The following is a 12656-nucleotide window of genomic DNA, read 5'->3' as shown; positions in this document are numbered from 1 at the left end:
TGCAAAGCCACATCTATCGCCCCACAAAGGGCAGGTAGCGCCGATAGACATGCTCGCTCACCACCATGCGCAGCGGGATATCGCTGGTTCCGGCGGAGCTACTGACGCGCAGGATCGCGCTGTAGCTGCCCAGCCTCAGCCCGGCCGGGCTGAGGCTGATGCGCAGGAGGCTGCGGTAGCCCTGGCCGGCGGGCGTCTGCACGTCGGCCCAGGCGGCGTCCGTCGTCGCCGCCCAGCTGATCGCGCCGGAGCCGCTGTTGGCGACAACGATGCTCAGCTGCTGCGGCGGGTCGTCCGGCTGCACATGCACATCCAGGCTGGCGGGCGCTATCGTGAGGCCGGGTGAGATGCTCTGGATAAGGTAGATCGGGCTCTCGCTGAGCGCAAGCTGGGCCGCGCCGCCGACGATGCTCAGCCCCTGCGCCGCGCCCGCGCGGTCGAGCAGCTCGGCCCCGCGCCCCGGCTCCAGGGGCAGGTAGACGGTCCCCACACCGCTGTTCCGCCAGAGCAGATCGACGAGCCGGTTGTCGGCGGTGAGAAAGCGCAGGTGGAAGCGGGCCTGTGGGCTGAGCGCCGCCGGGCTGTAGGCGAAGGTGCTCAGCCCGCCGAAGCCGAGGAAGCTCGCCCCCGTCAGCAGCCCGGACATGGCCGCGTAGGCCTGGGCCGCCGGCTTGGCCCGGTAGCCCTCGGCGGCGGTGCCGAAGATCGCCGCCTCCTCCCAGAAGTTGTGCGCCGAGCCGTCGAACTTGTCCTCGAGCTGGAACCAGCTCATGTGCTGCACGCCGGCGGCCATCGCCAGCCCGTAGGCCCGCACCAGGTAGCTGGCCTGCTGGTCCTCGCTCTTGCCGACCAGCGCGGCGAGCCCGGCGGAGTCGAGCTGCGGCGCAGACGTGTCGGTGTAGGCGCCAGTGGCCATCGGGCCGAGGAAGGCCGTAGGCTGGCCAGCCTGCTGCTCCTGGCCCCTGGCCCCTGCCTCCTGCTGCACGCCCGCCGCCGCCCCGGCGTAGCAGTCGGCCTGGGCGGCCGTGCAGGTGGACCAGCCGACCTCGCTGACCCAGAGCGGCTTCGGCGGGCCGCCATAGCGCCGGGTGTGCTCATCGAGCCAGGCGCGCGCGGTGCTCAGGCGGCCCCACAGGCTGATGGAGCCATAGAGCCCGGGCTGATCGGGCGCGACATCGGGCATGTAGGGGTGGACGGCCAGGGCGTCGAAGCTGCCCCAGAGGGAAGGGCGGGCGGCCAGCGCCTCATCGAAGAAGCGCAGGCCATCGCCATGCCCCACGCCATCCTGCCACTGCCCGTCGAAGACATAGAGCCCTGGCGAGGCGACGACCGCCGTCGGGTCGGCGGCCCTGGCGGCGCTGTAGCCGGCCTGCCAGATCGCGGCGAACTCAGCCGGGCTGCCCGGCCATGTCTCCCAGGCGTTGGGCTCATTCCAGATCTGCCAGGCGGCCACGCGCGGCGAGCCCGGCGCGTCGTCCACCCCGTCGCCGTCGTAGCGCTCGACGGTGGCCCGCACATAGTCGGCGAAGTCCTGCGGGCTGGCCGGCGGGCACCAGTAGCTCTCGGCGCGCACGCCGGCGTAGATGTAGCGCAGCGTGCGGACGCCGCAGTCGCCCACCCTGGCCCAGGCCGGCGTGGTGAGCAGCATGCCGACGACCCCGTAGCCGGCCTGGGCGGCCGCGCCGATCCGTATGTCGATATCGTCCCACTGCCACAGGCCCTTGCCCTCGCGCTCGATGTTGCCCCAGCTCAGCTCCTCGCGGGCCCATGCCACGCCGATCTGGCGGCCCTTGGCGATCAGCGTCGCAACCCCCGCGTCGCCGTCGCGGCTGATCCGCTCGCGGCCGGTGAAGTAGGTGTTCATGCCGAAGAGGCTGATTGCGGCGGGCTGGGTTGACGTGACCGTCTGCGCCTCAGCCGGGAGCGCGGCGAGCAGGATGGCCGTCAGAGCGAGCAGCGCCGCCAGCGGGTAGATGTGTCGTCTCATGGTCGGGGCAGGATAGCACGCGGGCTCTGGCATGCGCAATGGGAATATGAAGACAGCTCGGTGAGGGTGTGGGAGAGCTTCGCTCTCCCACAAAAAAACTGATGGTGCTGCGGCGCGGCGTAGCCGCGCCGCAGCACCATCAGTGCAGCATGTGCCTGCTGGGCACATGGCATCTCCATACGCTAGAGAGAACTCGCCGTCACCACGGCGGTCATGTTCCAGCGCAGGCGGGCCTCCTCCTGCCCGAGGGCCACCACCACGGTGTAGACGATGTCGCCCTGGCGGTTGCTGCCCTGCGGCTTGATCATCGTGATCGTGCCGGGCAGACTCACGTCGGGCAGCGCGTCGAAGGTGACGGTCACGGCGTCGCCCTCGCGCAGCTTGACCACGTCCAGCTCGGTCAGGTCGTCGGTCTCGATCCGCCAGCTGGAGAGGTCGGCCAGCACGATGGCCGGGCCGCTGGGGCCGGTCAGCGCGCCGATGTCCAGGTCGATGCGGGCCACCGTGCCGGCGAAGGGCGCGCTGAGCGTGGCCTGCTCCAGGTCGAGCTGGGCCTGCTCAAGCGACACCTTCGCGGCGTCGACGGCGACCTTGGCCACCGTCATGTCCACCTCGCGGACAGGGGCGGCCACCTGCTCGCGGGCGGCCTCGGCCTGCGAGATCGCCGCCTCGGCCACGTCGAGCTGGGTGCTGCGGGCGGGGCCGCGCAGCTTCGCCAGGCTGGCCTGAGCTGCGGCCACGCGGGCCTTCGCGGCGGCCACCTTATCGGCGTCGGCCGGGGCGACCAGCTGGTCGAGGCGGGCCTGGGCGTCGCGGACGCGGGCCTCGGCCGAGGCGACCCCGGCGGACTCGGCCTGGCCGGCGTTCTCCAGGGCCACCTGCGCCTGGCCCATGGCCGCCTCGGCGCTGTCGACGGCGCGCAGGGCGGCGGCCTCGGCGTCGATCAGGGCCTGGGGCAGGTCGCCCGGCAGCGACTCCTTCTCGCGGTTGTCCCAGTAGATCCGCGAGTAGCTGTCCTGGGCGTTGCGCAGCGCGTTGGCGGCCTGGTCGAGCTGGAGCTGGGCGCTCGTCTTGGCGGCCGAGAGCCCGTCGCGCTGGCTGGTCAGGGCCGAGCTGGCCTGGTCGAGCGCGGCCTGGGCCTGGGTCACCTCGGTGCGCTTCGGGCCGTCGAGCAGCTGGGCCAGGGCGGCGTTGGCCTCGGCGAGCTGTGCCTGGGCGGCGGCCAGATCCTGGCCTGTCACCCCGGCGGCCACCTGGGTGGCGCTGGCCTGGGCCTGGGCCACGGCGGCGTCGGCGGCGGCGATCGCCTCGGGCGAGGCCCCGGCGGCGATCTGCTCGTAGCGGGCCTGGGCCTGGTCGAGGCCGACCTGGGCCTGCCTGACGCGCAGCTCCAGGGCGCGGGTGTCGAGGCGGGCCAGGGGCTGCCCGGCCTGCACGGCGTCGCCCTCGCGCACCATGATCTCGGCCACCGTGCCGGCGCGGTCGAAGGAGAGCGTCACATCGGCGGCGGGCAGCACCTTGGCGTCGGCCACCACCGCCTGGGCCTGCGTCTGCGCCGGCATGGTCGGCTCGGGCGTGGCCGCCAGGCTGGGCAGGTTCCCGCTGAAGGCGAAGAAGCCGCCGCCGGCGATCAGGACGATCACGATGATCGGGAAGATAAACTTGCGCATGTGGGTGTATTCCCCTCGTAAAAATGTATATCCGTGGGGCCGGGGCGGTGGGGTAGGGCCGAAGCATGCGCCCCTGATCCCTCACCAAGACGCCATGTAAATGGTGCGCATGCTTCGGCCCTACGGCGATGGCGACGGCGACGGCGACGGCGATGGTGACGGCGTCACGCGGCCGGCGCATCGACGATCTGCCCGTCGGCGACGATCACGGCGCGGCTGGCGCGGCTAGCCAGGTCGTTATCGTGCGTCACCATCACCACCGTCTTGCCCTGCGCGGCCAGCTCCTCGAAGAGGTGGAAGATCGAGTCGGCGGTGCGCGAGTCCAGGTTGCCGGTGGGCTCGTCGGCCACCAGCAGCGGCGGGTCGTTAGCCAGGGCGCGGGCGATCGCCACGCGCTGCTGCTGGCCGCCCGAGAGCGCCATCGGCAGCTTGTTGGCCTGCTCCTCGGAGAGATCCATGCGCGCCAGCAGCGCGGCGGCCCGCTCGCGGCGCTCGCGCGCCGTGCCGATGTCGCAGAAGTCCATCGGCAGCATCACATTCTCGGCCACCGTCAGGGTCGGCAGCAGCTGGAAGAACTGGAAGATGATCCCGATCGTGCGGCCGCGCCAGACGGCCAGCTTGCCCTCGTTGAGCTTGCCCAGGTTCTCGCCGGCCACCCGCACCTCGCCCGAGGTCGAGCGGTCGATGCCGGTGATCATGTTGATCAGGGTGGACTTGCCGCTGCCCGACTTGCCGACGATCGCCACGAACTCGCCGCGGTCGATCGTCAGGTTGATCCCGCGCAGGGCCGTGTAGGCCCCGGCGGCCGTCTCGTACTGCTTCACCACGTTATGCAGGCTGATCAGAGCCTGGCCTGCTGATGCTGCGGTCATCGTACATTCCTCTAAGACTCTTTCTGCTTCTGGCAGCGCGCCTGCGGCGCGCTGCCGCCAGTATGAAAGGGTTATTCGTAGGCGAGCACCTCGCGCACGGTCAGGCGCGAGGCCGAGCGGGCCGGCAGGACGCTGGCCACGCTGGCGATCAGCAGGACCAGCCCCAGCCACATGGCCACGGCGGGCAGCGAGTACACCCAAATCAGCGGCGTGTTCAGCAGGGCCATGCCGAAGGCGTAGCCCATGGCCAGGCTCATCGGCACCGAGATGACCGTGCTGATCACCCAGGCGATGCCGCCGATGATCAGCCCCTCGCTGAGCACGATCTGGCGCACGGCCGCGTCCGAGGCGCCGATGGCGCGCATCACCCCGATCTCGCGGGTGCGCTCCAGCACATTGATGCTCATCGTCCCGGCCAGGCCCAGCCCGCCCACCGTGCCGATGATCGCGGCCATGATCGTCAGCACCGCCGTGAGCACGTTGAAGCGCTCGGCCAGGATGTTGCGGTCCTCGGTGCGGGTGTGGATGAGCCTCACCTCGAACCCGTCGGCGCTGAGCCGCTGCTCCAGGGCCATGGCGGCGGCGGCGTGGCTGGCCGCGTCGTGGCCGGCCGTGGCGACCCGCAGGGTGTCGGTGCGGCCCACGCCGCCGAGCGCCTGCGTGTAGGCGTCGATCGTCACGTAGGCCCAGGCCGGGCTGACCGGCGGGATCAGCTCTTCGATGAAGCCAACCACCCGCCAGCGCTCGTTGTCGCCGTTCATCTCCAGGGTGATCTCGTCGCCGACCCGCGTCTGCGGCGCCTTCACCAGGTAGTTGCTGGTCAGCACGACGGCCCGGCCATCCCCGGGCAGCAGCCAGCGCCCGCCGGCCATGCGCGGGGCGAACATGTCGGTGTTGGCGGGTATCGCCCGCAGGTTCAGCCCCTCGGCGGTGGTGCCGTCGGCCAGCACCGGGAAGGCCATGCCGCGCAGCAGGCTCTCCGCGCCCGTCACCCCCGGCACGCCCAGCACCGCCTGCTCGGCCTGCGCGTCGCGGTAGGGGCGGGCAAACTGCACCTCCACATCGTAGCGCTGCGAGGCGATGCTCTCGTCCAGGGTGGTGAACAGCGAGGCCCGCAGGGTCATCACGGTGATAAAGACGCCGCCGCCCAGGGCCAGGGCGATCAGGGTGCGGACGAGGCGGCCCCGGCGGCGGAAGGTGTTGCGCAGGGCCAGGCGCGTCGGCCGGGAGATGCCGTGGAGGCGGCTGAGCAGCCGGTCGATCGGGCTGTGCTCGGGCGGCGCGCTGGTCTCGCCGCTGAGCGCCTCGCGGGCCGGCCGGCGGGCCACGGCGCGGATGGGCAGGGCGGCGGTGGCCATGGGCACGATCAGGGCGGCGGCCACCTGGAGCCCCAGCACCGGCAGCGGGAAGCGGAAGCCCACGATGTCGAGGTTGAACTCGCCGGCCAGGAACTGGGTCAGCCCATAGGCGCCGAGGACGCCCAGGGGCACGGCGAAGAGCAGGGCCAGCACGCCGAAGCCCGCCGAGAGGCCGAAGTAGAGACCGGTGATCTGGTCGGCCCTGGCCCCGATCGCCTTCATGATCCCGATCTGGCGGGTCTGCTGGGTCAGGATGGCGCTGATCGTGTTGATGATCAGGAAGCCGCTGATCAGCAGCGAGAGCAGGCCCAGCGAGGTGAGGATGAACAGGATGGTGGGCAGCAGGATCTCTAGCGGGTGCTGGAGCGGCGGGGTGGGCACGTCGGTATTGATCACCGTGCGCCCGCTGCGCTCGACCAGCCGGCCCACCGCGTCGGCCACCGCCTGGATGTGGGCCGCGTCGCTGCGCCCCTCGCCCACCACGATCTGGATCTGGTTGTAGCTGCGCGGGCCGCCCAGCCACTCCAGGGTGTCGAAGCTGACGTAGGCGTACACCTGGCCAGAGATCACCGCCGGCTGCAGGCTGAGGTCGTAGGTCAGCCCCGCGATCGGGATCTCGCGCGAGTCCTGGCCGGCGATCTCGATGCGGACGGTGTCGCCGACGGCGGCCTTGGTCTTGCCCAGCGAGGCCCGCTCGACCAGCAGGGCGTCCTTGGGCGGCGGCCACGCGCCCTGCCAGGGCTTCACCACGCCGATGTCGCGCCAGCCCTCGTCGGGAAGCACGTACAGCGCCGTGTCCTGCCACTGCTGGGGGCCGGTGGCGATGCGCGCGCTCACCACGCGCACGCCCTGGGCCTGGGCCACCCCCGGCACGTGGCGCACCGCGTCCAGCAGGTCATCGTCAAACGGGTCGGTGGTGATCGTCGCGCTCAGCGGGTTGATCGCCAGGTAGCTGTCGTGCAGCTGCTCGGTGATGATCGTGCGTGTGGCCAGGATGGAGCCGAAGGCGAAGACGCCGATCGAGATCGACAGCACCACCATGACCGTCCGGGTCGGGCTTGATATCAGGTCGCGGAAGACTTTGTGCCATCGGGGCCGCATCGCTGCTCCGTGTTGCTATCTTTGATTGACTGGTCAATCAAGATTGTAACACAGCTGTCAAGGGCGGGGGCGGGCGTTTGAACCCCGAAGGACGCGGAAGGGCGCGGAGGACACGAACGCGAAAGCGCGATGCCAACCCCCAACCCCTACGGAACGTAGCGGAAGATCAAGATAAACTGGTGCATCTGGTTCGACACGAAGGCGAAGGGGTAGCCGAAGGGGTAGAGGTTCTGGCTCTGGTCGTGCCAGATACGGTAGCCGCGATACTCCAGGCCGGGCAGCTCGCGCAGGGCGGCCACGATATCGGCGTGGAGCATATTGTGGTGCTCGGCGGTGGGCTGGAGGTCCTTGGTGAAGAGCACCAGGTGGCCGCGCGGCCTGAGCAGGGCGAGGGCGTCGCGCAGCAGCTCGGTCAGCTCGGCCAGAAACTCCCAGTAGCCCAGGTTGCCCAGGTCGTCCGGCGAGTCGGTGAAGGGGGTGGCCTCGGCATGGCCGCGCTTTTTGCGCTCGCCGGTCTTCGCCTTGGCCAGCATCTGGGCGTAGGGCGGGTCGGTCAGGATCAGGTCGAAGGGCCGCGCCGTCACCTCGGGGATCGTCGCCAGCCGCCGCGAGTCGCCCACCACATAGGGCTGCGGCGCCATGTCGAGCGCCGCGCAGACCTCAGCGTAGCAGGCGGCGTACTCGGGCGAGAGGTCGACGCCGACGCCGCTACGGCCCTCCAGCGAGCAGGCGATCAGGGTGCCGCCCACGCCGGCGAAGGGGTCGAGCACGTGCCCGCCGGCCTTGGTGAAGAAGCGCAGCAGCTCGGCCATCAGCTGGGGCGGCTTGGGCGAGGGGTGCATGCGGCGCAACTGATGGGCGTAGGCCTCCGGCCCTCTGGTCGGGTAGCGCGTGCTGAGCACCGAGCGCAGGGCGTAGGTCCACTCGCTGCCAGTCATGTCGTTCAGGCGGTTGCGCGGGTCCACTGCGCCATCGGCGCTGTCATCATCACTCATAGGTGGCTGTCGGGGCGCAGCCGTGCGGCGCGGCTGCGCCCTTACATTTATGGATGCGGGTCGGGGCGCAGCAGCGCCGCGCTGCTACGCCCTTACGGCCCCAGCGTCGATCACATCCGGTAGAGGACATCGGCGTGGGTGATGATGCCGAGCGGCCGCTGGGCGCGCTTGCCGTCGCGGGTGACGATCAGGGCCGCGACGCCGGGGCGGCGCAGGGCCTCCACCACGGCGGCGTGGCTGGCGTCGGCGGCGATCACGCCGAGGCGCCGGCGGGACTGGGCCGACAGCGCCTCGCCCACCGTCATGCCGTTGGCGCGCCCGCCGGGGATCATATCAGCGGCCACCAGGTCGCGCTCGGTGAGCAGGGCCACCACCGCGCCCTCGCGGAGCACCGGCAGCTGGCCGAAGCCCTCGCGCAGCATGGTGTCGCGGGCCTCGCTGAGCGGCGCGCCCTCGGCCACCGTGCGCATGCGGGCGCTCATCATCTGCTCGGCGGTGTCGGCCTCCTGGCGGATCAGCGCGCCCAGGAACTCGACCACCTCAGCGGCGAGGTCGGGGCTGGTCTGCAGGCCGTAGGAGTGGGCCAGGCAGTTGCGCACCTGGGCGTAGGCCTCGGCCCGGTCGAGCAGCTCCTCGCCGAGCGGGCCGCGCCGGCGCAGCCAGCTGGCGTAGCGCCCGATGCTGCCGCGCTCCTGGCGGTAGCCCGCCTCGATCGCCTGGTACTCCAGGTACTCCTCAAGCAGCTTCAGCCCCTGGTCCCCCGCCTCGGCCGGGTCATCGCGCAGCCGGCCGCGTAGGTGCGCCAGCCTGCGGGCGAAGCCGCCAGTTACCGAGTGGTCGCTCATCAGTGCCCCAGCGCCTCAGCGCGTGTGCCCGGCCCGTGAATGGGCGGGCTCTCTCCGACGAAGGCCTCCTGCGCGGCCTTCGTCGGAGAGAGCCCGCGGCTTCAGCCGCCGGGCGATGTTCGCGGTATCACCCTCATCACCTCAGTGACTCAGTGCCTCAGTGATCCCATCAGCCCGGTGAACTCGTGGAAGAGGTAGGTCGCGTCGTGGGGGCCGGGGCCAGCCTCGGGGTGGTACTGCACGCTGAAGCAGCCCAGCCCGACGTGGCGCAGCCCCTCCACCGTCTGGTCGTTCAGGTTGATATGCGTGACCTCGACCTCAGCCGGCAGGCTGTCCGGGTCCACCGCAAAGCCGTGGTTCTGTGAGGTGATCTCGACCTTGCCGCTGGGGATGTGGCGCACCGGGTGGTTGGCCCCGTGGTGGCCAAAGGGCAGCTTATAGGTGCTCCCGCCCAATGCCAGGCCCATCAGCTGATGGCCCAGGCAGATCCCGAAGACCGGCACCTTACCCAGCAGTCCGCGCAGCGTCTCCACAGCGTAGGCGGTGGCCGCCGGGTCGCCCGGCCCGTTCGAGTAGAACACGCCGTCCGGCCTGAGCGCCAGCGTCTCGGCGGCGCTCGTGCTCCCCGGCACCACCGTCACCCTACAGCCGTGATCGACCAGGCGGCGCAGGATCGTCCGCTTCAGGCCGAAGTCGTAGGCCACCACGTGGTAGCGCGGCTCCTCGACCGTGTCGTAGGTGTAGGTCGGGCTAAAGGGCGCGCTGCCATCGGCCCAGCCGTAGGGATCCTCGCAGCTCACGGCGCGGGTCAGGTCGAGGCCCTCCATCGACGGCGCCGCGATCGCCTTCGCCCGCAGCAGCCCAACCGCCTCGCCGGTGGTGGAGATGATCCCGCGCATGGCGCCGGCCGTGCGGATATGCCGCGTCAGCGCCCGCGTGTCCACATCGCTGATCGCGACGACGCCGTGGGCGCGCAGGAGCTGGGCCAGGCTGCCGCGCGAGCGCCACGAGCTGTAGTCCTCGCTATAGGAGCGCACGATGAAGCCGGACGCCTGCGGCTGGATCGACTCCAGGTCGAAGTCGTTCACCCCGGTGTTGCCGATATGCGGCGCGGTCATCGTCACCAGCTGGCCGCAGTACGAGGGGTCGGTCAGGATCTCCTGGTACCCGGTCATCCCGGTGTGGAAGACCACCTCGCCGATCCGCTCGCCGGCGGCGCCGAACGAGCGCCCCGGGAAGACCCGGCCATCCTCAAGCACAAGCACTGCGTCCATAGGCGGTATCGTAGAGCTCACAGTATATGACATGTATACGAGAGCCCATCGCCCTCGCCGTGGCTATTCTACCATGGTTGCGGGGCAAGGCTCGGGCTTCTGCGCTGAGGCGGGCAGTAGGACCATGACGAGGGCAGGGATGAACTCGCCGACGACGGCCCACGACATGCCGCCCTGGGGCCAGAAGAACCAGCCGATGTAGGTGAGCCAGCTGCCGATGATCAGGATCAACATCGCCCGGGTAGACTGGGGGATCAGGAAGAGCAGGAGCTGGTCGTAGAAGAGCCGCTGCGGGATAAGCGCGAGGGCCAGCAGCAGCCGCCCGCGCCGCTCGCGCCAGCGCAGTGCGGCCAGCAGCAGCAGCGCCCCCGGAAGGCTCAGCAGCGGCGTGGCGTTGGGGTGCCCGCCGAGCACGTGCAGCCAGTCGAGCGGCCAGAGCGGGCGGATCAGCAGGCTGATCAGGCCGATCCCGGCCAGGCCCGCCACCCCCGCCCACCTCCAGGGCGTGCTGAGCAGCACCGCGAGCCCGATATTTGGCTTCGCGCTGACCAGCAGCAGCAGGGCGGGGCTCAGCCACACCGCGCAGAGCAGCGGAGACCACTGCACCGTCTGGAGGGCCTGCCAGTAGGGGGCGGCGAGAAAGAAGATGAGCCGTGCCCAGCCATCGCGCGTGAGCAGGAAGGCCAGCAGCGCCGAGGAGCCGCCGAAGAACAGCCCCGCCGCCGCCTCGTGCGGCAGGTGCAGGAAGGGGATCGCCAGGATGAACGCGCTCAGCGGGTAGAAGAGCGGCAGCCCGCCGGGCGGGTTGGGGATGGTGTAGGGGTTCTGCCCGGCGAGCATGGCCCGCGCCCCGGTGAGGCTGTAGATCAGGTCGCCCGCATCGCGCCCGAAGGCGCGCTGGTACCAGAAGCAGATCAGCCCGCTCACCAGACCGATGCCTAGCGAGCAAGCAATCCGGGCGACCTCTCGGCGGCCTATCACAGGCTTAGCCATTGTGCAGGATCAGCTTGCGGTGATAGGGGCTGAGGATGTCGCTGAGCTGCGTGCTGAACTGCGGCGACCGGCGCGCCCCGCTGATGTGGGCGAGGTAGCGCCCCAGGACGCCCATCGTCGCCAGGCCGTAGCGCACGCTGCGCCGGAAGTTGATCGAGGAGGCCTCGGCATCGTCGACAAGAATCACGTGGTCTGCTACGTCACGGGGGATGTTGTGGTAGGTGCGCTCAAGCGTCTGTGCGGCGTTGTACGCCGGCATCACAATGATGACTTTTGCAGGGTTCATTGGTGGCTCCCCACCTGATGCGGCGTGGGTATTGCGTATAATGTAGCGCTATCATACCAAAGGTGTTTCGGAAGTCTATCAGCTCTATGGTACTGAGCCTCAGAGGTACTGAGGCCGGCCCACCGGGCGGCGCGGGCGGTGCCCTACGATGCGTGTCCTCCAGGTCTATAAGGACTACTTCCCCATCCTCGGCGGGATCGAGGGCCACCTGCGCCTGCTCGCTGAGGGCATGGTCGCCCGCGGCCACCAGGTGACGGTGCTGACCAGCGGGCGCGGCCGGCGCGGCGAGGTGCGCGAGATCGGCGGCGTGCGGGTGATCTACGCCGGGCGCATGGCCACCCTCGCCTCCGCGCCGGTCAGCCCGGCCCTGCTCGCCCACATGGCCCGCCAGCGGCCCGACATCGTCCACCTGCATATGCCCGACCCGACCGGCGACATGGCCCTGGCCCTGGCCGGCCCGCGCGCGCCCCTGGTCGTCAGCTACCACAGCGATATCGTGCGCCAGCGCCGCCTGCTCAGGCTCTACGCGCCCCTGCTGCGCCGCACCCTGCGCCGGGCCAGCCGCATCATCGCCGCCAGCCCGGCCTACATACAGAGCTCTCCCTTCCTCGCGCCCCTGGCCGAGCGCTGCGCGGTGATGCCCTACGGGATCGACCTCGCCCGCTTCGCCCGCCCCAACCCCGCCAAGGTCGCCGCCATCCGCGCCCGCTACCCCGGCCCGCTGGCCCTCTTCGTCGGCCGGCTGCGCTACTACAAGGGCGTCGACCAGCTCGTGCGGGCGATGGCCCACGCCCCCGGCCGCGCCCTGATCATCGGCGCCGACGCCACCGTGCGCCGGGCCGACCTGGAGCGCCTGGCGCGCGAGGTCGGCGTGGCCGAGCGCGTCCACTTCCTCTCGGTCGAGGACGATCATGAGCTCGTGGACTACTACCACGCCGCCGACCTCTTCGTGCTGCCCTCGGTCGAGCGCAGCGAGGCCTTCGGCATCGTGCAGATCGAGGCCCAGGCCGCCGGCCTGCCGGTGGTCGCCACCGAGCTGGGCACCGGCACCAGCTACGTCACCCTCCACGGGCAGACCGGCATCATCGTGCCGCCCGCCGACCACCTGGCCCTGGCGCGGGCGATCCAGGCAATCATGGGCAGCCAGACGCTGGCCCGCACGATGGGCGAGGCCGGCCGCCGCCGCGCCCACGCCGAGTTCAGCCTGCCGCGCATGCTCGACCGGGCCGAGGCGCTCTACGCCGAGGCGCTTCGTGCGAATGTTGAATGTTGAAT

At 70.7% G+C, this 12656-nt stretch carries 10 protein-coding genes; 1 reads left to right on the top strand and 9 read right to left on the bottom strand.

Annotated features, from left to right (window positions below; genetic code table 11):
- Positions 1 to 13 precede the first annotated feature (13 nt).
- From K2Z83_RS18965 to K2Z83_RS18925, 9 genes are all read right to left on the bottom strand, one after another.
- Positions 14 to 1987 carry a hypothetical protein gene (locus K2Z83_RS18965; protein ID WP_220596760.1) on the bottom strand — a complete coding sequence of 658 codons (1974 nt, stop codon included), beginning with the start codon at positions 1985 to 1987 and terminating at the stop codon, positions 14 to 16.
- Positions 1988 to 2169: 182 nt separating this feature from the next.
- Complete coding sequence (locus K2Z83_RS18960) at positions 2170 to 3657, bottom strand: HlyD family secretion protein (RefSeq protein WP_220596759.1); 1488 nt, start codon at positions 3655 to 3657, stop codon at positions 2170 to 2172.
- A gap of 164 nt (positions 3658 to 3821) precedes the next feature.
- Complete coding sequence (locus tag K2Z83_RS18955; RefSeq protein WP_220596758.1) at positions 3822 to 4529, bottom strand: ABC transporter ATP-binding protein; 708 nt, start codon at positions 4527 to 4529, stop codon at positions 3822 to 3824.
- Between the two features lie 71 nt (positions 4530 to 4600).
- Positions 4601 to 6988, bottom strand: coding sequence for an ABC transporter permease (locus K2Z83_RS18950; RefSeq protein ID WP_220596757.1), 2388 nt, complete (start codon positions 6986 to 6988; stop codon positions 4601 to 4603).
- A gap of 146 nt (positions 6989 to 7134) precedes the next feature.
- The gene (locus K2Z83_RS18945) at positions 7135 to 7983 is read right to left on the bottom strand and encodes a DNA methyltransferase (RefSeq protein ID WP_220596756.1); all 849 of its coding nucleotides are present in this window, start codon (positions 7981 to 7983) and stop codon (positions 7135 to 7137) included.
- A 110-nt stretch (positions 7984 to 8093) separates the two neighbouring features.
- On the bottom strand, positions 8094 to 8828 hold the full coding sequence (locus tag K2Z83_RS18940; RefSeq protein WP_220596755.1) for a CBS domain-containing protein: 735 nt from the start codon (positions 8826 to 8828) through the stop codon (positions 8094 to 8096).
- A gap of 149 nt (positions 8829 to 8977) precedes the next feature.
- Positions 8978 to 10102, bottom strand: coding sequence for a glutamine-hydrolyzing carbamoyl-phosphate synthase small subunit (carA, locus tag K2Z83_RS18935; protein ID WP_220596754.1), 1125 nt, complete (start codon positions 10100 to 10102; stop codon positions 8978 to 8980).
- A gap of 63 nt (positions 10103 to 10165) precedes the next feature.
- Positions 10166 to 11029, bottom strand: a complete 864-nt coding sequence (locus K2Z83_RS18930) for a hypothetical protein (protein WP_220596753.1) — start codon at positions 11027 to 11029, stop codon at positions 10166 to 10168.
- A 58-nt stretch (positions 11030 to 11087) separates the two neighbouring features.
- The gene (locus tag K2Z83_RS18925) at positions 11088 to 11381 is read right to left on the bottom strand and encodes a hypothetical protein (RefSeq protein ID WP_220596752.1); all 294 of its coding nucleotides are present in this window, start codon (positions 11379 to 11381) and stop codon (positions 11088 to 11090) included.
- Positions 11382 to 11529: 148 nt separating this feature from the next.
- Here K2Z83_RS18925 and K2Z83_RS18920 point away from each other — a divergent pair, with 148 nt between their 5' ends.
- Positions 11530 to 12654 carry a glycosyltransferase gene (locus K2Z83_RS18920; RefSeq protein WP_220596751.1) on the top strand — a complete coding sequence of 375 codons (1125 nt, stop codon included), beginning with the start codon at positions 11530 to 11532 and terminating at the stop codon, positions 12652 to 12654.
- Positions 12655 to 12656 lie beyond the last annotated feature (2 nt).

This window comes from Oscillochloris sp. ZM17-4 (genome assembly GCF_019599295.1).
Classification (GTDB): Bacteria; Chloroflexota; Chloroflexia; order Chloroflexales; family Chloroflexaceae; genus Oscillochloris.
This window is presented reverse-complemented; position numbering and strand designations above follow the sequence as displayed.

Coding starts and splice junctions, on each gene's coding strand:
- K2Z83_RS18960 (WP_220596759.1), bottom strand. CDS start 3,657: ATGCGCAAGTTTATCTTCCCGATCATCGTGATCGTCCTGATCGCCGGC.
- K2Z83_RS18965 (WP_220596760.1), bottom strand. CDS start 1,987: ATGAGACGACACATCTACCCGCTGGCGGCGCTGCTCGCTCTGACGGCC.
- K2Z83_RS18925 (WP_220596752.1), bottom strand. CDS start 11,381: ATGAACCCTGCAAAAGTCATCATTGTGATGCCGGCGTACAACGCCGCA.
- K2Z83_RS18945 (WP_220596756.1), bottom strand. CDS start 7,983: ATGAGTGATGATGACAGCGCCGATGGCGCAGTGGACCCGCGCAACCGC.
- K2Z83_RS18920 (WP_220596751.1), top strand. CDS start 11,530: ATGCGTGTCCTCCAGGTCTATAAGGACTACTTCCCCATCCTCGGCGGG.
- K2Z83_RS18950 (WP_220596757.1), bottom strand. CDS start 6,988: ATGCGGCCCCGATGGCACAAAGTCTTCCGCGACCTGATATCAAGCCCG.
- K2Z83_RS18940 (WP_220596755.1), bottom strand. CDS start 8,828: ATGAGCGACCACTCGGTAACTGGCGGCTTCGCCCGCAGGCTGGCGCAC.
- carA (WP_220596754.1), bottom strand. CDS start 10,102: ATGGACGCAGTGCTTGTGCTTGAGGATGGCCGGGTCTTCCCGGGGCGC.
- K2Z83_RS18955 (WP_220596758.1), bottom strand. CDS start 4,529: ATGACCGCAGCATCAGCAGGCCAGGCTCTGATCAGCCTGCATAACGTG.